General features: G+C 61.5%; 29 protein-coding genes. All 29 read left to right on the top strand.

The window, feature by feature from the left end; all coding sequences use genetic code 11:
* Nucleotides 1-7: 7 nt before the first annotated feature.
* The 29 genes from fusA (at nucleotide 8) to rplQ (ending at nucleotide 18,591) form a co-directional block, all read left to right on the top strand.
* Nucleotides 8-2,107 carry an elongation factor G gene (gene fusA, locus WMC41_RS07805; protein ID WP_244765692.1) on the top strand — a complete coding sequence of 700 codons (2,100 nt, stop codon included), beginning with the start codon at nucleotides 8-10 and terminating at the stop codon, nucleotides 2,105-2,107.
* Nucleotides 2,108-2,171: 64 nt separating this feature from the next.
* Nucleotides 2,172-3,347: an elongation factor Tu gene (gene tuf, locus WMC41_RS07810; RefSeq protein ID WP_244765691.1), complete on the top strand. Its 1,176-nt coding sequence runs from the start codon at nucleotides 2,172-2,174 to the stop codon at nucleotides 3,345-3,347.
* A 189-nt stretch (nucleotides 3,348-3,536) separates the two neighbouring features.
* On the top strand, nucleotides 3,537-3,845 hold the full coding sequence (gene rpsJ, locus WMC41_RS07815) for a 30S ribosomal protein S10 (protein ID WP_003507767.1): 309 nt from the start codon (nucleotides 3,537-3,539) through the stop codon (nucleotides 3,843-3,845).
* 158 nt (nucleotides 3,846-4,003) lie between these two features.
* Nucleotides 4,004-4,687: a 50S ribosomal protein L3 gene (rplC, locus tag WMC41_RS07820; protein ID WP_119258431.1), complete on the top strand. Its 684-nt coding sequence runs from the start codon at nucleotides 4,004-4,006 to the stop codon at nucleotides 4,685-4,687.
* 12 nt (nucleotides 4,688-4,699) lie between these two features.
* Nucleotides 4,700-5,320, top strand: coding sequence for a 50S ribosomal protein L4 (rplD, locus tag WMC41_RS07825; protein WP_064329853.1), 621 nt, complete (start codon nucleotides 4,700-4,702; stop codon nucleotides 5,318-5,320).
* On the top strand, nucleotides 5,317-5,610 hold the full coding sequence (locus tag WMC41_RS07830; RefSeq protein ID WP_064329854.1) for a 50S ribosomal protein L23: 294 nt from the start codon (nucleotides 5,317-5,319) through the stop codon (nucleotides 5,608-5,610). The genes rplD and WMC41_RS07830 overlap by 4 nt, the downstream gene beginning before the upstream one ends.
* Nucleotides 5,611-5,640: 30 nt before the next feature.
* Nucleotides 5,641-6,477, top strand: coding sequence for a 50S ribosomal protein L2 (rplB, locus tag WMC41_RS07835; protein ID WP_244765689.1), 837 nt, complete (start codon nucleotides 5,641-5,643; stop codon nucleotides 6,475-6,477).
* 15 nt (nucleotides 6,478-6,492) lie between these two features.
* A complete protein-coding gene (gene rpsS, locus WMC41_RS07840; RefSeq protein ID WP_023517272.1) occupies nucleotides 6,493-6,771 on the top strand; it encodes a 30S ribosomal protein S19 in 279 nt (92 codons plus the stop codon).
* A 2-nt stretch (nucleotides 6,772-6,773) separates the two neighbouring features.
* The gene (gene rplV / locus WMC41_RS07845; protein WP_023514179.1) at nucleotides 6,774-7,163 is read left to right on the top strand and encodes a 50S ribosomal protein L22; all 390 of its coding nucleotides are present in this window, start codon (nucleotides 6,774-6,776) and stop codon (nucleotides 7,161-7,163) included.
* Complete coding sequence (rpsC, locus tag WMC41_RS07850; protein WP_244765688.1) at nucleotides 7,163-7,891, top strand: 30S ribosomal protein S3; 729 nt, start codon at nucleotides 7,163-7,165, stop codon at nucleotides 7,889-7,891. The genes rplV and rpsC overlap by 1 nt, the downstream gene beginning before the upstream one ends.
* A gap of 38 nt (nucleotides 7,892-7,929) precedes the next feature.
* Nucleotides 7,930-8,343, top strand: coding sequence for a 50S ribosomal protein L16 (rplP, locus tag WMC41_RS07855; protein WP_024270440.1), 414 nt, complete (start codon nucleotides 7,930-7,932; stop codon nucleotides 8,341-8,343).
* Nucleotides 8,344-8,355: 12 nt separating this feature from the next.
* Nucleotides 8,356-8,556 (top strand): 50S ribosomal protein L29, encoded by a 201-nt coding sequence (gene rpmC / locus WMC41_RS07860; protein WP_024270441.1) that lies wholly within the window; start codon nucleotides 8,356-8,358, stop codon nucleotides 8,554-8,556.
* A 12-nt stretch (nucleotides 8,557-8,568) separates the two neighbouring features.
* Nucleotides 8,569-8,805 carry a 30S ribosomal protein S17 gene (rpsQ, locus tag WMC41_RS07865; protein ID WP_024270442.1) on the top strand — a complete coding sequence of 79 codons (237 nt, stop codon included), beginning with the start codon at nucleotides 8,569-8,571 and terminating at the stop codon, nucleotides 8,803-8,805.
* 336 nt (nucleotides 8,806-9,141) lie between these two features.
* Nucleotides 9,142-9,510 carry a 50S ribosomal protein L14 gene (gene rplN, locus WMC41_RS07870; RefSeq protein ID WP_018328276.1) on the top strand — a complete coding sequence of 123 codons (369 nt, stop codon included), beginning with the start codon at nucleotides 9,142-9,144 and terminating at the stop codon, nucleotides 9,508-9,510.
* 12 nt (nucleotides 9,511-9,522) lie between these two features.
* Nucleotides 9,523-9,834: a 50S ribosomal protein L24 gene (gene rplX / locus WMC41_RS07875; RefSeq protein ID WP_064329857.1), complete on the top strand. Its 312-nt coding sequence runs from the start codon at nucleotides 9,523-9,525 to the stop codon at nucleotides 9,832-9,834.
* Nucleotides 9,827-10,384 (top strand): 50S ribosomal protein L5, encoded by a 558-nt coding sequence (gene rplE / locus WMC41_RS07880; RefSeq protein ID WP_272805246.1) that lies wholly within the window; start codon nucleotides 9,827-9,829, stop codon nucleotides 10,382-10,384. Before rplX ends, rplE begins: the two co-directional genes overlap by 8 nt.
* 36 nt (nucleotides 10,385-10,420) lie before the next feature.
* Nucleotides 10,421-10,726, top strand: a complete 306-nt coding sequence (gene rpsN / locus WMC41_RS07885; protein WP_244765686.1) for a 30S ribosomal protein S14 — start codon at nucleotides 10,421-10,423, stop codon at nucleotides 10,724-10,726.
* Nucleotides 10,727-10,738: 12 nt separating this feature from the next.
* Nucleotides 10,739-11,137 carry a 30S ribosomal protein S8 gene (gene rpsH, locus WMC41_RS07890; protein WP_023517482.1) on the top strand — a complete coding sequence of 133 codons (399 nt, stop codon included), beginning with the start codon at nucleotides 10,739-10,741 and terminating at the stop codon, nucleotides 11,135-11,137.
* 42 nt (nucleotides 11,138-11,179) lie between these two features.
* Nucleotides 11,180-11,713, top strand: a complete 534-nt coding sequence (rplF, locus tag WMC41_RS07895) for a 50S ribosomal protein L6 (RefSeq protein ID WP_244765685.1) — start codon at nucleotides 11,180-11,182, stop codon at nucleotides 11,711-11,713.
* Between the two features lie 12 nt (nucleotides 11,714-11,725).
* Nucleotides 11,726-12,088 carry a 50S ribosomal protein L18 gene (rplR, locus tag WMC41_RS07900; RefSeq protein WP_064329862.1) on the top strand — a complete coding sequence of 121 codons (363 nt, stop codon included), beginning with the start codon at nucleotides 11,726-11,728 and terminating at the stop codon, nucleotides 12,086-12,088.
* A gap of 127 nt (nucleotides 12,089-12,215) precedes the next feature.
* Nucleotides 12,216-12,782: a 30S ribosomal protein S5 gene (gene rpsE, locus WMC41_RS07905; RefSeq protein WP_023515494.1), complete on the top strand. Its 567-nt coding sequence runs from the start codon at nucleotides 12,216-12,218 to the stop codon at nucleotides 12,780-12,782.
* A gap of 13 nt (nucleotides 12,783-12,795) precedes the next feature.
* Nucleotides 12,796-12,999 carry a 50S ribosomal protein L30 gene (gene rpmD, locus WMC41_RS07910; RefSeq protein ID WP_064329863.1) on the top strand — a complete coding sequence of 68 codons (204 nt, stop codon included), beginning with the start codon at nucleotides 12,796-12,798 and terminating at the stop codon, nucleotides 12,997-12,999.
* An 11-nt stretch (nucleotides 13,000-13,010) separates the two neighbouring features.
* The gene (gene rplO / locus WMC41_RS07915) at nucleotides 13,011-13,490 is read left to right on the top strand and encodes a 50S ribosomal protein L15 (RefSeq protein WP_244765684.1); all 480 of its coding nucleotides are present in this window, start codon (nucleotides 13,011-13,013) and stop codon (nucleotides 13,488-13,490) included.
* Between the two features lie 315 nt (nucleotides 13,491-13,805).
* Nucleotides 13,806-15,146: a preprotein translocase subunit SecY gene (gene secY / locus WMC41_RS07920; RefSeq protein ID WP_244765683.1), complete on the top strand. Its 1,341-nt coding sequence runs from the start codon at nucleotides 13,806-13,808 to the stop codon at nucleotides 15,144-15,146.
* Complete coding sequence (locus WMC41_RS07925; protein ID WP_244765682.1) at nucleotides 15,143-15,727, top strand: adenylate kinase; 585 nt, start codon at nucleotides 15,143-15,145, stop codon at nucleotides 15,725-15,727. The genes secY and WMC41_RS07925 overlap by 4 nt, the downstream gene beginning before the upstream one ends.
* A gap of 279 nt (nucleotides 15,728-16,006) precedes the next feature.
* Nucleotides 16,007-16,375: a 30S ribosomal protein S13 gene (rpsM, locus tag WMC41_RS07930; RefSeq protein WP_064329867.1), complete on the top strand. Its 369-nt coding sequence runs from the start codon at nucleotides 16,007-16,009 to the stop codon at nucleotides 16,373-16,375.
* Between the two features lie 241 nt (nucleotides 16,376-16,616).
* Nucleotides 16,617-17,006: a 30S ribosomal protein S11 gene (gene rpsK, locus WMC41_RS07935; protein ID WP_023513823.1), complete on the top strand. Its 390-nt coding sequence runs from the start codon at nucleotides 16,617-16,619 to the stop codon at nucleotides 17,004-17,006.
* A gap of 103 nt (nucleotides 17,007-17,109) precedes the next feature.
* Nucleotides 17,110-18,120 carry a DNA-directed RNA polymerase subunit alpha gene (locus WMC41_RS07940; protein WP_064329868.1) on the top strand — a complete coding sequence of 337 codons (1,011 nt, stop codon included), beginning with the start codon at nucleotides 17,110-17,112 and terminating at the stop codon, nucleotides 18,118-18,120.
* A gap of 45 nt (nucleotides 18,121-18,165) precedes the next feature.
* Nucleotides 18,166-18,591, top strand: coding sequence for a 50S ribosomal protein L17 (gene rplQ / locus WMC41_RS07945; protein WP_244765681.1), 426 nt, complete (start codon nucleotides 18,166-18,168; stop codon nucleotides 18,589-18,591).
* Nucleotides 18,592-18,705 lie beyond the last annotated feature (114 nt).

Raw genomic sequence — 18,705 nt, forward strand, 5'->3', positions numbered from 1 at the left:
TCCGTTAATGGCTCGCGAATATAAAATCGAAGACTACCGAAATTTCGGTATCATGGCGCATATCGACGCCGGCAAGACGACGACGACCGAGCGCATCCTCTACTACACCGGCAAGTCCCACAAGATCGGCGAAGTCCATGACGGCGCCGCCACGATGGACTGGATGGAGCAGGAGCAGGAACGCGGCATCACGATCACGTCGGCTGCCACCACGACCTTCTGGAAGGGCCGTGACGGCAAGACCCGCCGCTTCAACATCATCGACACCCCCGGCCACGTCGACTTCACCATCGAAGTCGAGCGTTCGCTGCGCGTTCTCGACGGTGCGATCGCCCTTCTCGACGCCAATGCCGGCGTGGAGCCGCAGACGGAAACCGTCTGGCGTCAGGCTGAGAAGTACAACGTTCCGCGCATGATCTTCTGCAACAAGATGGACAAGACCGGCGCGGACTTCTACCGCTCTGTGTCGATGATCAAGTCGCGCCTCGGTGCGACCGCCGTCGTCATGCAGCTGCCGATCGGCGCTGAAAGCGAGTTCAAGGGCGTTGTCGACCTCATCGAGATGAACGCTCTCGTCTGGCGTGATGAATCGCTCGGCGCCCAGTGGGACGTCGTCGAGATCCCGGAAGACATGAAGGAAAAGGCCGAGGAGTATCGCGAGAAGCTCATCGAGACCGTCGTCGAGATCGACGAGGCCGCGATGGAAGCCTATCTCGAAGGCAACTACCCGGACAACGACAAGATCCGCGAACTCGTTCGTCGCGGCACCATCGACGTGAAGTTCCACCCGATGTTCTGCGGTACCGCGTTCAAGAACAAGGGCGTCCAGCCGCTCCTCGACGCCGTCGTCGACTACCTGCCGTCCCCGGCCGACATCCCGGCGATCAAGGGCATCGACGTCAAGACGGAAGCCGAGATCGAGCGTCACGCAGACGACAACGAGCCGCTCTCCATGCTCGCGTTCAAGATCATGAACGACCCCTTCGTCGGTTCGCTCACCTTCGCCCGCATCTATTCCGGCAAGCTCGAAAAGGGCACGTCGGTCATGAACACGGTCAAGGAAAAGCGCGAGCGCGTCGGCCGCATGCTGCAGATGCACTCCAACTCGCGTGAAGACATCGAAGAAGCCTTCGCGGGCGACATCGTCGCTCTCGCCGGCCTCAAGGACACGACGACGGGCGACACGCTCTGCGATCCGCTGAAGCCGGTCATCCTCGAGCGCATGGAATTCCCCGAGCCGGTCATCCAGATCGCGATCGAGCCGAAGACGAAGAACGACCAGGAAAAGATGGGCCTCGCGCTCAACCGCTTGGCCGCCGAAGACCCGTCCTTCCGCGTCAAGACCGACGAAGAGTCCGGCCAGACGATCATCGCGGGCATGGGCGAACTTCACCTCGACATCATCGTCGACCGCATGCGTCGCGAGTTCAAGGTCGAAGCCAATGTCGGCGCGCCGCAGGTCGCCTACCGTGAGACGATCACGCGCAAGACCGAGAAGGACTACACGCACAAGAAGCAGACCGGTGGTACCGGCCAGTTCGCCCGCGTGAAGCTCGTGTTCGAACCGAACCCGGAAGGCGAAGATTTCGCATTCGAATCCAAGATCGTCGGCGGTGCTGTTCCGAAGGAATACATCCCGGGCGTCCAGAAGGGTATCGAAAGCGTTCTGTCCTCCGGTCCGCTCGCAGGCTTCCCGATGCTCGGCGTCAAGGCGACGCTCATCGACGGCGCCTTCCACGACGTCGACTCCTCGGTCCTCGCCTTCGAAATCGCATCGCGCGCCTGCTTCCGTGAAGCATCCCGCGAAGCCGGCGCCCAGCTGCTGGAGCCGATGATGAAGGTCGAGGTCGTGACGCCGGAAGACTATGTCGGCGACGTCATCGGCGACCTGAACTCCCGTCGCGGCCAGATCCAGGGCCAGGAATCGCGCGGCGTCGCCGTCGTGATCTCCGCCAACGTGCCGCTGGCCAACATGTTCAAGTACGTGGACAACCTGCGCTCCATGTCGCAGGGCCGCGCCCAGTACTCGATGGTCTTCGACCACTATGCGCCGGTTCCCTCGAACGTCGCGCAGGAAATCCAGGCAAAGTACTCCGGTCAGAAGTGACCGGGGTACGCCCCAACTCATTGTATGAATTTCCCCTATCGGGATCAGGAACGGAGAGCCGGAAATGGCAAAAGGTAAGTTTGAGCGCAACAAGCCTCACGTAAACATCGGCACGATCGGCCACGTTGACCATGGCAAGACGTCGCTGACGGCAGCGATCACGAAGTATTTCGGCGAGTTCAAGGCGTACGACCAGATCGACGCGGCTCCGGAAGAGAAGGCCCGCGGCATCACCATCTCGACGGCACACGTCGAATACGAGACGCCGAACCGTCACTACGCGCACGTCGACTGCCCCGGCCACGCCGACTACGTGAAGAACATGATCACCGGTGCTGCCCAGATGGACGGCGCGATCCTGGTCTGCTCGGCTGCCGACGGCCCGATGCCGCAGACCCGCGAGCACATCCTGCTGGCCCGCCAGGTCGGCGTTCCGGCGATCGTGGTGTTCCTCAACAAGGTCGACCAGGTCGACGACGCCGAGCTTCTCGAGCTCGTCGAGCTGGAAGTGCGCGAGCTTCTGTCGTCCTACGACTTCCCGGGCGACGACATTCCGATCGTCAAGGGCTCGGCTCTGGCCGCTCTGGAAGATTCGGACAAGAAGATCGGCGAAGACGCGATCCGCGAGCTGATGGCTCAGGTCGACGCCTACATCCCGACGCCGGAGCGTCCGATCGACCAGCCGTTCCTGATGCCGATCGAAGACGTGTTCTCGATCTCGGGCCGCGGCACGGTCGTGACCGGTCGCGTCGAGCGCGGCATCGTCAAGGTCGGTGAGGAAATCGAGATCGTCGGCATCCGCCCGACGACGAAGACGACCTGCACGGGCGTCGAGATGTTCCGCAAGCTGCTCGACCAGGGCCAGGCGGGCGACAACATCGGTGCGCTGCTGCGCGGTGTGAACCGTGACGGCGTCGAGCGTGGCCAGATCCTGTGCAAGCCGGGTTCGGTCAAGCCGCACAAGAAGTTCAAGGCCGAAGCCTACATCCTGACGAAGGAAGAAGGCGGCCGTCATACGCCGTTCTTCACGAACTACCGTCCGCAGTTCTACTTCCGCACGACGGACGTGACGGGCATCGTGACGCTTCCGGAAGGCACGGAAATGGTGATGCCGGGCGACAACGTTACGGTCGACGTCGAGCTGATCGTTCCGATCGCGATGGAAGAGAAGCTGCGCTTCGCGATCCGCGAAGGCGGTCGCACCGTCGGCGCCGGCATCGTCGCTTCGATCGTCGAGTAAGTCTGAAGGCGTCAAGCCGCTGAAATAGGAAGGGCAGGGGACAACCCTGCCCCTCCGGTCTTTGAAAATTTAGCGGACTGGCCTTTCGGCAATTGTGTTTTCGTGTGCGTTCCTTTATGGGAACCGCCAGAATCAAAAACGCGCATTTCCCAAGAGAATCGCGCGAGTAACGAACTAAGGAATAGTCGTATGAACGGCCAGAACATCCGCATCCGCCTCAAGGCGTTTGACCACCGGATCCTTGATGCCTCCACGCGCGAGATCGTGTCGACGGCAAAGCGCACCGGCGCAAGCGTCCGCGGCCCCGTTCCGCTCCCGACCCGTATTGAAAAGTTCACCGTCAACCGTTCGCCCCACGTGGACAAGAAGAGCCGTGAACAGTTCGAGATGCGCACCCACAAGCGCCTGCTCGACATCGTAGATCCGACGCCCCAGACGGTCGATGCTCTCATGAAGCTCGATCTTGCGGCCGGTGTAGACGTAGAGATCAAACTCTAAGTCCGGCGTAAGCCGAAATAACAAGGAAGGTACGTGGCGCAAGCCGACGTCTTCTGAAAACGGGAAACCCGACGGCCGAAAGGCTGAAGTGGAATCCTTAAACCAAGAGGCATGACGGGACGTCACGATCCCGCCAGGACTTCTAAGAGGATTGAACCATGCGTTCAGGTGTGATTGCACAGAAAGTAGGGATGACTCGCGTCTATAACGACGCAGGTGAGCACATCCCGGTAACAGTATTGCGACTGGATAACGTCCAGGTCGTTGCCCAGCGTACGCAGGACAAGAACGGCTACACGGCCGTTCAGCTCGGCGCCGGCTCTTCCAAGGTGAAGAACACGGCAAAGGCACTGCGCGGCCAGTTCGCCGCCGCAAGCGTCGAGCCAAAGGCCAAGCTCGTCGAGTTCCGCGTTTCGGAAGACAACCTCATCGAGATCGGTGCGGAACTGACCGCAAGCCATTTCGTCGCGGGCCAGCTCGTCGACGTCACCGGCACCACGATCGGTAAGGGTTTCGCCGGTGCCATGAAGCGCCACAACTTCGGCGGTCTTCGTGCAACGCACGGCGTGTCCGTCTCGCACCGTTCGCACGGTTCGACGGGTAACAACCAGGACCCGGGCAAGGTCTGGAAGGGCAAGCGCATGGCCGGCCACATGGGCCAGACGCGCGTCACCACCCAGAACCTCGAAGTCGTCTCCACCGACGAAGAACGCGGTCTCATCCTCGTCAAGGGCGCAGTCCCGGGCTCCAAGGGCGCCTGGATCGTTGTCCGTGACGCCGTCAAGTCCGGCACCCCGGCAGACGCTCCGCGTCCGGCCGCCGTGCGCGCCGCAGCCAAGTAAGGGAGCCTGATCATGGATCTCAAAGTCACGACCCTCGACGGGAAGGACGCCGGCAAGGTCTCCCTCTCCGACGCGATCTTCGGCCTGGAGCCGCGCGAAGACATCATCGCCCGCGTCATCCGCTGGCAGCTCGCCAAGAAGCAGCAGGGCACGCACCAGTCGCTGACCCGCGGTGAAGTTTCCCGCACCGGCGCCAAGATGTACAAGCAGAAGGGTACGGGCCGCGCTCGTCACCATTCCGCGCGCGCTCCGCAGTTCCGCGGCGGTGCCAAGGCTCACGGCCCGGTATCCCGCAGCCACGCCCACGACTTGCCCAAGCAGGTTCGCGCGCTCGGCCTGCGTCACGCCCTCTCGGCCAAGATCAAGGCTGACGACGTCATCATCGTCGACGACCTCGTCGCCGCGGAAGCAAAGACGAAGGCTCTCGCCGGCGCATTCGCTTCGCTCGGCCTCACCAATGCCCTCTTCATCGGCGGCGCTGAACTTGACGGCAACTTCAAGCTCGCAGCACGCAACATCCCGAACGTGGATGTTCTTCCGATCCAGGGTATCAATGTTTACGACATCCTGCGCCGCGGCAAGCTCGTGCTCTCCAAGGCTGCTGTAGAAGCCCTCGAGGAGCGGTTCAAATGACGGATCTTCGCCACTACGATGTGATCGTATCCCCCTCGATCACCGAAAAGTCGACGCTGGTCTCCGAAAACAACCAGATCGTCTTCAACGTCGCCAAGCGCGCTTCCAAGCCTGAGATCAAGGCTGCGGTCGAAGCACTCTTCGGCGTCAAGGTCACGGCTGTGAACACGCTCGTCCGCAAGGGCAAGATCAAGCGTTTCCGCGGCTTCTCCGGCCGGCAGGGAGATGTCAAGAAGGCTATCGTCACGCTTGCTGACGGTCAGTCCATCGACGTCTCCACCGGGCTCTAATCGGGCAGTCGGATAAAAGGAAACAGAAAAATGGCATTGAAAAGCTACAACCCGACCACTCCGAGCCAGCGCCAGCTGGTCATCGTCGATCGGTCGGGCCTTTACAAGGGCAAGCCCGTAAAGGCTCTGACCGAAGGTCTCTCCAAGAGCGGTGGCCGTAACAACCTCGGTCGCATCACGGCCCGCTTCATCGGCGGCGGTCACAAGCGCACCTACCGTCTCGTCGACTTCAAGCGTCGCAAGTTCGACGTCGAGGGCACGGTCGAGCGCCTGGAATACGACCCGAACCGCACGGCGTTCATCGCTCTGGTGAGCTATGCCGACGGCGAGCAGGCCTATATCCTGGCCCCGCAGCGCCTGGCGGCCGGCGACAAGGTCATCGCCTCCAACAAGGCGGTCGACGTCAAGCCCGGCAACACCATGCCGCTGCAGTACATCCCGGTCGGCTCGATCGTTCACAACGTCGAGATGAAGCCGGGCAAGGGCGGCCAGATCGCCCGCTCCGCCGGCACCTTCGTCCAGCTCGTCGGTCGCGACCAGGGCATGGCGATCCTTCGCCTGAACTCGGGCGAGCAGCGCCTGGTTCACTCGTCCTGCCTTGCAACGGTCGGCGCCGTATCCAACCCGGATCACGGCAACATCAACGACGGCAAGGCCGGTCGCACGCGCTGGCGCGGCAAGACCCCGCATAACCGCGGTGTCGTCATGAACCCGGTCGACCACCCGCACGGTGGTGGTGAAGGCCGCACCTCGGGCGGCCGCCATCCGGTATCCCCGTGGGGCAAGCCGACCAAGGGCAAGCGCACCCGCTCGAACAAGTCCACGGACAAGTTCATCATGCGCTCGCGCCACTTGAAGAAGAAGTAAGAGAGGTAGTCAGGAATGGCTCGTTCAGTATGGAAAGGCCCGTTTGTTGACGGCTATCTTCTCAAGAAGGCTGAGAAGGTTCGTGAAGGCGGTCGCAGCGAAGTTATCAAGATCTGGAGCCGTCGCTCCACGATCCTGCCGCAGTTCGTAGGTCTCACCTTCGGCGTCTACAACGGCAGCAAGCACATCCCGGTGGCCGTCAACGAAGACATGGTCGGCCACAAGTTTGGTGAATTCGCTCCCACCCGGACCTATTACGGTCACGGTGCGGACAAGAAGGCGAAGAGGAAGTAACGATGGGTAAGGCTAAAGCCGAACGTCGGCTGAAGGATAACGAGGCGCAGGCTATCGCGCGCACGATCCGCGTCAGCCCCCAGAAGCTCAACCTGCTTGCTGCGCTCATCCGCGGCAAGAAGGTCGACCGGGCTCTCGCCGAGCTTGAGTTCTCGCGCAAGCGTAGCGCCGAGACCGTCAAGAAGACGCTCGAGTCTGCGATCGCCAACGCAGAAAACAACCACGACCTCGACGTTGACTCGCTCATCGTCGCCGAGGCGTATGTCGGCAAGTCGATCGTCATGAAGCGCTTTGCCGCTCGTGGCCGCGGCCGTGCATCGCGGATCGAGAAGCCTTTCTCGCATCTGACGATCGTCGTCCGTGAAGTCGAAGCCAAAGGGGAGGCCGCATAATGGGCCAGAAGATTAATCCGATCGGTTTCCGCCTCGGCATCAACCGTACCTGGGACAGCCGTTGGTTCGCCGACAACGCCGAATACGGCCAGCTGCTCCACGAAGACCTGAAGATCCGCAAGTTCGTCATGGACGAGCTGAAGCAGGCCGGTATCGCCAAGGTCGTCATCGAGCGCCCGCACAAGAAGTGCCGCGTCACGATCCACTCGGCTCGCCCGGGTCTGATCATCGGCAAGAAGGGTGCGGACATCGAGAAGCTCCGCAAGAAGCTTTCCGAGATGACGAACTCCGAAACGCACCTCAACATCGTTGAAGTGCGCAAGCCGGAAGTCGACGCGACCCTCGTCGCCCAGTCGATCGCCCAGCAGCTCGAGCGCCGCGTGGCTTTCCGCCGTGCGATGAAGCGCGCTGTTCAGTCGGCGATGCGTCTTGGCGCCGAAGGCATCAAGATCACCTGCGCCGGCCGTCTCGGCGGCGCGGAAATCGCCCGTACGGAATGGTACCGCGAAGGTCGCGTTCCGCTTCACACGCTGCGTGCAGACATCGACTACGGTACGGCGGAAGCCGAAACCGCATTCGGCATCTGCGGCATCAAGGTCTGGATCTTCAAGGGCGAAATCCTTGAGCACGATCCGATGGCCTCTGAGCGTCGTGCAAGCGAAAGCGACAGCCAGGGCCCCGCAAGCCGCGATCGCGATCGTGGCGACCGCCGTCGTGAAAACGCGTAACAGTCGCGTTTGGCAGCCAATATCGGAGAAGTAAAAAAATGTTGCAGCCAAAGCGTACCAAGTACCGCAAGCAGTTCAAGGGCCGCATCAAGGGTGTCGCCAAGGGCGGCTCCGAGCTCGCCTTCGGCGAGTTCGGCTTGAAGGCTCAGGAACCGAACCGCGTGAACGCACGCGAGATCGAAGCGGCCCGCCGTGCGATCACCCGTTACATGAAGCGTGCCGGCCGTGTGTGGATCCGCGTGTTCCCCGACGTCCCGGTCACCGCCAAGCCGACGGAAGTCCGCATGGGTAAGGGTAAGGGTTCGGTCGAATACTGGGCAGCCAAGGTCAAGCCCGGCCGTATGATGTTCGAGATCGACGGTGTTTCCGAGGAAATCGCGCGTGAAGCGCTTCGCCTCGGCTCGGCCAAGCTCTCGGTCAAGACGCGCTTCGTACAGCGCATTGCAGAGTAAGGAGCGAGCGCCATGAAAGCCGCAGACGTCAAGGCGCTGAGCGCCGACCAGCTCAACGAAGAGCTTGCCAAGCTGAAGAAGGAGCAGTTCAACCTGCGCTTCCAGAAGGCCACCGGCCAGCTCGAGAAGACCTCGCGCATCAACGAAGTCCGCAAGGACATCGCGCGCGTCAAGACCATTGCCCGCCAGAAGGCGGCAGAAGCCAAGGCCTAAGGACCAAATAATATGCCGAAACGCATTCTGCAGGGCACTGTTGTCAGCGACAAGAACGACAAGACCGTTGTCGTTCGCGTCGAACGCCGTTTTGCCCATCCCCTGCTTCAGAAGACCGTTCGCCGGTCCAAGAAGTACAAGGCGCATGACGAAACCAACCAGTACAAGGTCGGCGACGTCGTTTCCATCCAGGAATGCGCCCCGATCTCGAAGGACAAGCGCTGGACCGTCGTATCGGCCCACGCTTAAAATCGAACAATTCCAGCAAAAGTGCGAAGCGTTTTTGCGTCCGGAATTGTGGCCCGAAAGGGAATGGAGCCTTTTCGTTTTCCTAAGAAAAGCGGAAAGGCTCTTCGATTTTGCGCCGGGCCCTTGTGTTCGGCGCAGAAATCTGTATGAAGCAGCGCAAGGACGCTCGGAATCACGAGCGTCTTTTGCTTTGAGCGCACGGAAGGTCCCATCGGCTCGCCGATCTGAGGAAACCACCCTGGCAAGAGACCATCCCGCGCGAAAACATGAATTTCCATAAGCTGGACCAGGGGGCTTTTGCCCAACCAGTCCGGTAAAACAAGAAGGCGACCTGACATGATTCAGATGCAGACTAACCTCGACGTCGCGGATAATTCCGGCGCACGTCGTGTCATGTGCATCAAGGTGCTGGGCGGCTCCAAGCGCAAGTACGCTTCGGTCGGCGACATTATCGTCGTCTCGATCAAGGAAGCGATTCCGCGCGGCCGCGTGAAGAAGGGTGACGTGATGAAGGCGGTCGTCGTGCGCACCGCCAAGGACATCCGCCGTCCCGATGGCAGCGTGATCCGTTTCGACAACAACGCAGCCGTCCTGATCGACAACAAGAAAGAGCCGATCGGCACCCGTATCTTCGGACCGGTTCCGCGCGAACTCCGCGCCAAGAACCACATGAAGATCATCTCGCTGGCTCCGGAAGTACTGTAAGGAGCGATGGCCATGCAAAAGATTCGTAAGGGCGACAAGGTCGTCGTGCTCACCGGCAAGGACAAGGGTCGTACCGGTGAAGTTGTTCAGGTCATGCCGAAAGAAGACCGTGCGGTCGTCAAGGGTATCAACCTGGTGAAGCGTCACCAGCGCCAGACCCAGACCCAGGAAGCCGGCATCATCACCAAGGAAGCTTCGATCCACCTGTCGAACATCGCGATCGCCGACCCCAAGGACGGCAAGCCGACCCGCGTCGGTTTCAAGATCGAGGGCGACAAGAAGGTTCGTGTAGCAAAGCGTTCGGGAGTGTCGATCGATGGCTGACACCAAGTATGAGCCGCGCCTCAAGAAGGAATACGTCGAGCGTATCCGCAAGGCGCTTCAGGAGCAGTTCTCCTTCGCCAACGAGATGCAGATCCCGCGTCTCGAGAAGATCGTCATCAACATGGGCGTAGGCGAAGCCACGGGCGACTCGAAGAAGCCGACCGTTGCTGCCGCCGACCTCGCGGCGATCGCCGGCCAGAAGCCGGTCATCACGCGCGCCCGCAACTCCATCGCGGGCTTCAAGGTCCGTGAAGGCATGCCGATCGGCGCGAAGGTCACCCTTCGCGGCGCCCGCATGTATGAATTTCTGGATCGCCTCGTGAACATCGCGCTGCCCCGCGTACGCGACTTCCGTGGTCTGAACCCGAAGTCCTTCGATGGCCGTGGCAACTTCGCCATGGGCATCAAGGAGCACATTGTGTTCCCGGAGATCAACTACGACAAGGTTGATCAGATGTGGGGCATGGACATCATCGTTTGCACGACGGCAAAGACGGACGACGAAGCACGGGCTCTTCTGAAAGAGTTCAACTTCCCGTTCCGCGCCTGACCGTAACGACAAGCGTAAAGAAGGATAACAACTGTTATGGCTAAAACCAGCGCAGTCGAGAAGAACAACCGCCGCCGCAAGCTGGTCGCCGCTCAGGCGTCCAAGCGTGCCGCCCTCAAGGCGATCATCCAGAACCAGTCTCTTCCCATCGAAGAGCGCTTCAAGGCGACCCTGAAGCTTGCCGAAATGCCGCGCAATGGCTCCAAGACCCGCATCCGCAACCGGTGCGAAGTCACGGGCCGTCCGCGCGCTTTCTATCGCAAACTCAAGATGTCGCGTATTGCGCTTCGCGAACTGGGCAATCTCGGCAAGGTGCCGGGCATCGTCAAGTCGAGCTGGTAAGGAGACGGGCACATGGCAATGACTGATCCCTTGGGCGATATGCTCACCCGTATCCGCAACGGCGCCGCACGCCGCAAGTCGAGCGTTTCGACGCCCGCTTCCAAGCTGCGCGCCCGCGTTCTGGATGTCCTTCAGTCCGAAGGCTACATCCGCGGATATTCGGAAGTCGAATTCGGCAACGGCAAGTCCGAGCTGAACATCGAACTCAAGTACTATGAAGGCGCATCGGTGATCCGCAAGATCGACCGCGTCTCCAAGCCGGGCCGCCGGGTCTATGTCTCGGTAAAGTCCATTCCGCAGGTCGCGAACGGCCTCGGCATCACCATCCTTTCGACCCCGAAGGGCGTGATGGCCGATCACCAGGCACGCGAACAGAACGTTGGTGGCGAGATTCTTTGCTCGGTCTTCTAAGGCTGAGCAGGAATTTCCATAACGAACAGACAGGATAAAACAATGTCTCGTATCGGTAAGAAGCCCGTTCCGGTTCCCGCTGGTGTCACCGCGACCGTCGATGGTCAGAAGGTCACCGCGAAGGGCCCGAAGGGCGAACTGTTCTTCGTTGCGAACGACGAAGTTTCGGTGAAGCTCGAAGACAACTCCGTTGTCGTCCAGCCGGTCAATGATAGCAAGGATGCTCGTTCCAAGTGGGGCATGTCCCGCACGATGGTCGAGAACATCTTCAAGGGCGTCAAGGACGGCTACGAGCGCAAGCTCGAAATCAACGGCGTCGGTTACCGCGCCTCGCTCCAGGGCAAGAACCTGCAGCTGGCCCTCGGCTTCAGCCATGACGTCGTCTACCAGACGCCGGAAGGCATCTCGATCGCTGTTCCGAAGCCGACGGAAATCGTCGTCTCCGGCATCAACAAGCAGCAGGTCGGCCAGGTCGCCGCGGAAATCCGCGAATACCGTGGCCCCGAGCCCTACAAGGGCAAGGGCGTCAAGTATGCCGAAGAGCGGATCGTCCGCAAAGAAGGCAAGAAGAAGTAAGGATCACGCGAAATGGCTAGCAGGAAAGAAGCTCTCCAGCGCCGCGCCAACCGCGTGCGCCGTTCCATCAAGGCGGTCGCCAATGGCCGTCCGCGCCTGTCGGTTCATCGCTCGTCGAAGAACATCTACGTACAGGTCATCGACGACGTGGCCGGCAAGACGCTTGCGTCCGCCTCCACGCTCGACACCGATCTGCGCTCGTCCTTGAAGACGGGCGCCGACACGGCAGCGGCCGCTGCCGTCGGCAAGCTCATCGCCGAGCGTGCCGTCAAGGCAGGCGTCAAGGAAGTCGTTTTCGACCGTGGCGCCTTCATCTATCACGGCCGCATCAAGGCTCTCGCCGAAGCTGCCCGTGAAGGTGGTCTGAACTTCTGATCATTCGGCCGGGCGCGAAAAGCGCCCCGCCGATCCTCAGCAGGGTATCGGTCGCTTCCATTGCTGAAATGGAGGCGACTTTCGTCAATCTGCCGATTGCACCCGGAAAAGAAAAAGGAAAAGGACAATGGCACAGGAAAAGCGCGGTCGCGATGACCGCCAGAACCGCGAAGAGCGCGACAGCGAGTTTGTCGACAAGCTCGTCGCGATCAACCGCGTCGCGAAGGTCGTCAAGGGCGGCCGTCGTTTCGGTTTTGCAGCGCTCGTCGTCGTCGGCGACCAGAAGGGCCGCGTCGGCTTCGGCCATGGCAAGGCACGTGAAGTTCCGGAAGCGATCCGGAAGGCCACCGAAGCCGCCAAGCGCGACCTGATCTTCGTTCCGCTGCGCTCCGGCCGCACGCTGCACCACGACGTGCACGGCCGCCACGGCGCCGGCAAGGTGCTTCTGCGTTCGGCCAAGGCCGGTACCGGTATCATCGCGGGTGGCCCGATGCGCGCCGTCTTCGAAACGCTCGGCGTTCATGACGTCGTCGCCAAGTCGACCGGCTCCTCGAACCCGTACAACATGATCCGTGCGACGTTCGACGCTCTCAAGAGCCAGATGCACCCGAAGGACATCGCGGCACAGCGCGGCATGAAGTACGCCACGCTGCAGGCCCGTCGTGCGTCCGCCGGCGTCGCTTCCGAAGAATAAGGAGCTGTGAGCCATGGCTAAGAAAGAAACCGCAAAGAAGACGGTGACTGTCGAGCAGATCGGCAGCCCCATCCGCCGTCCGGCCATCCAGCGCGCAACGCTGGTCGGCCTGGGCCTCAACAAGATGCATCGGGTTCGCACGCTGGAAGACACCCCGTCTGTCCGCGGCATGATCCGTGCCGTCCAGCACCTCGTTCGCGTCGTCGAAGAGAAGTGAGGGGATAGATCATGAAACTCAACGAAATCAAGGACAACGAAGGCTCCTCGAAGAACCGCAAGCGCGTCGGTCGCGGTATCGGTTCCGGCAAGGGCAAGACCGGTGGTCGCGGTGTCAAGGGTCAGAAGGCCCGTTCTGGCGTCGCCATCAACGGCTTCGAAGGCGGTCAGATGCCCATCTACCGTCGCCTGCCGAAGCGCGGCTTCAACAACATCTTCGCATCCGACTTCGTCATCGTGTCCCTGGACCGCGTCCAGAAGGCGATCGATGCCGGCAAGCTCGATGCCAAGGCGACCGTTGATGCAGCCGCCCTCAAGGCTGCCGGCGTCATCCGCCGCGAGAAGGACGGTGTCCGCATCCTCGCCGACGGCGAACTGAAGGCCAAGGTGACCTTCGAAGTCGCCGGTGCCTCCAAGCCGGCGATCGAGAAGATCGAAAAGGCCGGCGGCTCGGTCAAGCTGCTCTCGGCCGCTGCGGAAGCCGCTGAATAATTCGACGAAATTATCGCCCGGTGTGCTTCACACCGGGCGATTTTGCTCCCATATGTGAGCCTCACAACGACGGCCGGGATTCTTCTTCCCGCTGTTGTCCGGAATTAAAAGCCAGGGTGAGGCCGGGATTGCTTGACAATCCGCGTTTCAACCGGTTTAGGCTCCATCCGCCCGCTTTGCTGCACCGGCAGAGGGGCAAGACGAATTTCAGCATGGTCCGTCGGTCCGAGGAGGGGCGAGGGGGCGTGCCAACGGATCAGCCAATCCGGACCTGGCCGGGCTCACCGCCGCCGGATCGGCTTCGCGGAGAAATGCATGGCTTCGGCAGCGGAACAACTTGCCTCTAATCTCAACTTCTCGACTTTCGCCAAGGCGGAAGATCTGAAGAAGCGTCTCTGGTTCACGCTGGGCGCGCTGCTCGTCTATCGTCTCGGCACCTATATCCCGTTGCCGGGCCTCAACCCCGAAGCCTTCGCGCAGGCCTTCCGCGGCCAGTCTGGCGGCATTCTCGGCCTCTTCAACATGTTCTCCGGCGGCGCCGTCGAGCGCATGGCGATCTTCGCGCTCGGCATCATGCCGTATATTTCCGCGTCGATCATCGTGCAGCTGATGACCTCGGTCGTTCCCTCGCTGGAACAGCTGAAGAAGGAAGGCGAGCAGGGCCGAAAGATCATCAACCAGTACACGCGCTACGGCACGGTGCTGCTCGGCACGCTGCAGGCCTACGGCATCGCGGTGGGCCTTGAGAGCGGGGCAGGGCTGGTCAACGATCCGGGCTGGTTCTTCCGCATTTCCACCGTCATCTCGCTGCTCGGCGGCACCATGTTCCTGATGTGGCTGGGTGAGCAGATCACCTCGCGCGGCATCGGCAACGGCATCTCGTTGATCATCTTCGCCGGCATCGTCGCGGCCCTGCCGAGCGCACTCGCCGGCACGCTGGAACTCAGCCGCACGGGCGCCCTGTCGATCGGCGTGGTCATCGCCGTCGTGGTCATGGCCGTCGGCGTCATCGCGCTCATCGTCTTCGTCGAACGTGCCCAGCGCCGGCTTCTGATCCAGTATCCGAAGCGACAGGTCGGCAACCGCATGTTCCAGGGCGACACGTCGCACCTTCCGCTGAAGCTCAACACCGCGGGCGTCATCCCGGCGATCTTCGCCTCCTCGCTGCTGCTGCTGCCGGCGACGCTGGCGGGCTTCTCGAACACGGCCGAGCTGCCGGCCTGGGCAACGGCCGTCATCGCCGCCCTCGGCCACGGCCAGCCGCTCTACATGCTGCTCTATGCCGGCATGATCGCCTTCTTCGCCTTCTTCTACACGGCCATCGTCTTCAATCCGAAGGACACGGCCGACAATCTGAAGAAGCACGGCGGCTTCATTCCGGGCATCCGCCCGGGCGAGCGCACCGCCGAATATATCGACTACGTGCTGACCCGTGTCACGGTCATCGGCGCGCTCTATCTCGTCTTCGTCTGTATCCTTCCCGAAATTCTCATCGCGCAGACCGGGGTGCCGTTCTACCTTGGTGGTACGTCGCTTTTGATTGTTGTCAGCGTGACCTTGGATACTGTAGCACAGATACAGGGCCACCTGATTGCTCAGCAATATGAGGGGCTGATCAAGAAGTCGAAGCTGCGTGGCGGAAAGAGGGGACGATGAGACTGATTTTTCTGGGGCCGCCGGGGGCTGGCAAGGGGACGCAAGCCAAGCTCCTGACGGAGAGGCACGGCATTCCGCAGCTCTCCACGGGTGACATGCTGCGCGCGGCCGTTGCCGCCGGTACGGATGTGGGCAAGCGTGCGAAGGCCGTCATGGATGCCGGCCAGCTCGTCTCCGACGCGATCGTCAACGAGATCGTGTCCGACCGAATCGATTCGCCTGACTGTGCCAGGGGCTTCATCCTCGACGGTTACCCGCGCACGGTTCCGCAGGCCGAAGCCCTCGACCAGATCCTCGCCGGCAAGGGCCTTTCGCTCGATGCCGTCATAGAGTTGAAGGTCGACGAGGATGCGCTCGTCAAGCGCATGGAGACCCGCGTGGCCGAGACGATCGCCGCCGGCGGCACCGTCCGCTCGGACGACAACCCGGAAGCCTTCAAGCGCCGCCTCACGGAATACCGCGAGAAAACGGCGCCGCTGTCGAAGTACTATGCCTCGACCGGCAGGCTCCAGACGGTCGATGGCATGGCCAATGTCGACAAGGTGACCGCGGAGATCGCCGGAATCCTGGAGAACGCCTGAGATCGGGCGAAAAAGGATCCGGCCGGGAGTTGACTTTTTCGGCCGATTCCCCTTATGACAGCGCCAACTCGCGACATACCATTGCGATCGGCGCGGATTTCAGAAGAACGAAGTCCGGGTGCGGTCGTTTTCGACATGTCCCGAACCTCACCGCATGATCCCCTGGAGCGGAACGAACCAGGGCAAGGTCATGCGGCATCATAGATGAGCAGCGGCTTTTGCCGTATCGAATGAAGAAGACCACTTGCCGGATGGCAACTGGAAGCAAGGAGAACAGGCGTGGCACGTATCGCTGGCGTCAACATCCCGACTGCAAAGCGCGTCGTCATCGCGCTGCGTTACATTCACGGGATCGGCCCGAAGTTTGCACAGGAAATCATCGAGAAGGTCGGCATCCCGGCCGATCGTCGCGTGCACCAGCTCACGGATGCTGAAATCCTTCAGATCCGCGAAGCCATCGACCGCGACTACCAGGTCGAAGGCGACCTGCGTCGCGAGACCTCGATGAACATCAAGCGTCTCATGGACCTCGGCTGCTACCGCGGCCTGCGTCACCGTCGCGGCCTTCCGGTCCGCGGCCAGCGCACGCACACCAATGCCCGCACCCGCAAGGGTCCGGCCAAGGCCATCGCAGGCAAGAAGAAGTAATTTCCCGGAAACGGGGAACAGGAGGCTGGCGCGCCGCGCCGGCCTCTTTTGAGTTTCGAGCGGGGTGTTGCGCCAGGCAAATGCCCCGGTCGGTGGAGCTGCTGGCATTACGGCAGTGACGATATCGCCGCAGACGCGGCCTTCGGGCGCATCTGCAAATACTGTTCAGGGCAGGTTTTCACCCCAGCCCGGTGGAGCCGCTGGAATTACGGCGGTGTCGAGATCAACGAAAGGACTATCCATGGCCAAGGAAGCCGCACGCGTCCGCCGTCGCGAACGCAAGAACATCACCTCGGGTGTTGCTCACGTCAATTCTTCGTTCAACAACACGATGATCACCATCACCGACGCACAGGGCAACGCGATTGCCTGGTCGTCGGCCGGTGCGAAGGGCTTCAAGGGTTCGCGCAAGTCGACCCCGTTCGCCGCCCAGATCGCAGCCGAAGACTGCGCCAAGAAGGCTCAGGAACACGGCATGAAGTCGCTGGAAGTCGAAGTCTGCGGTCCGGGTTCCGGCCGTGAATCGGCTCTGCGCGCCCTCCAGGCTGCCGGCTTCATGATCACGTCGATCCGCGACGTGACCCCGATCCCGCACAACGGTTGCCGCCCGCGCAAGAAGCGCCGCGTCTGATCATCGCATTCGAACTCTCGCGGAAGCCGGTTTCCGGCTTTCGCGGAACTTCAGGGCTCGGCCGTCACGATTGGATGGTGGCGGCGAACGGAAGGCAAAACATATGATCCAGAAAAACTGGCAGGAACTGATCAAGCCGAACAAGGTCGAGTTCACCTCCTCCGGCCGCACCAAGGCAAGCCTTGTTGCCGAGCCGCTGGAGCGTGGCTTCGGCCTGACCCTCGGCAACGCGCTGCGTCGCGTTCTCCTGTCGTCGCTGCGCGGTGCGGCTGTCACCGCCGTGCAGATCGACGGCGTGCTGCATGAGTTCTCGTCCATCCCGGGTGTCCGGGAAGACGTGACCGACATCGTGCTCAACATCAAGGAAATCGCCATCAAGATGGATGGCGATGATTCCAAGCGCATGGTCGTGCGCAAGCAGGGCCCGGGCGTCGTGACGGCTGGCGATATCCAGACGGTCGGCGACATCGAGATCCTGAACCCCAACCATGTCATCTGCACCCTCGACGAGGGCGCGGAGATCCGCATGGAGTTCACGGTCAACAACGGCAAGGGCTATGTCCCGGCCGACCGCAACCGCTCCGAAGACGCGCCGATCGGCCTCATCCCGGTCGACAGCCTGTATTCGCCGGTCAAGAAAGTGTCCTACAAGGTGGAAAACACCCGTGAAGGCCAGGTTCTCGACTACGACAAGCTGACGATGACCATCGAGACCGACGGTTCCGTCACGGGCGAAGATGCGATCGCATTCGCGGCCCGCATCCTCCAGGACCAGCTCTCGGTCTTCGTCAACTTCGACGAGCCGCAGAAGGAAGCCGAAGAGGAATCGGTCACGGAACTGGCGTTCAACCCGGCGCTCCTCAAGAAGGTCGACGAACTGGAACTTTCGGTCCGTTCGGCGAACTGCCTGAAGAACGACAACATCGTCTATATCGGCGATCTCATTCAGAAGACCGAAGCCGAAATGCTTCGCACTCCGAATTTTGGTCGCAAGTCGCTGAACGAAATCAAGGAAGTTCTCGCTTCCATGGGCCTGCACCTCGGCATGGAAGTGCCGGCATGGCCGCCCGAGAACATCGAAGATCTCGCCAAGCGCTACGAAGACCAGTATTAACCCATCAAACGGCAGGCGACTGCCTGCATGTGAAGGAGAACCGAGATGCGCCACCAGAATTCCGGTCGCAAACTCAACCGTACCGCCAGCCACCGCAAGGCGATGTTCGCCAACATGGCTGCCTCGCTCATCCAGCATGAGCAGATCGTAACCACGCTGCCGAAGGCGAAGGAAATTCGCCCGATCGTCGAAAAGCTCGTCACCCTCGGCAAGCGCGGCGACCTGCACGCTCGCCGCCAGGCGATCTCGCAGATCCGCGACGTTGCCGTCGTCGGCAAGCTGTTCGACGCGATCGCGACGCGCTATGCCAGCCGTAACGGTGGCTACCTGCGCATCATGAAGGCCGGCTACCGTCATGGCGACAACGCCCCGCTCGCCGTCATCGAGTTCGTCGACCGCGACGTCGACGCCAAGGGCGCAGCCGACAAGGCCCGCGTTGCCGCCGAGGCGGACGCAGCCGAAGCCGCCTGATCGAACGAGCGTCCCGACCGGACGCCTTGAAGCCGGACGCGAAAGCGTCCGGCTTTTTCTTTGCGGAAATGGTGCCCGCAAGGATTTGGAAACCATGTCGCTAGGGATTGTCTT

Origin of the sequence: Shinella yambaruensis (genome assembly GCF_050859155.1) — a bacterium.
GTDB lineage: Bacteria > Pseudomonadota > Alphaproteobacteria > Rhizobiales > Rhizobiaceae > Shinella > Shinella yambaruensis.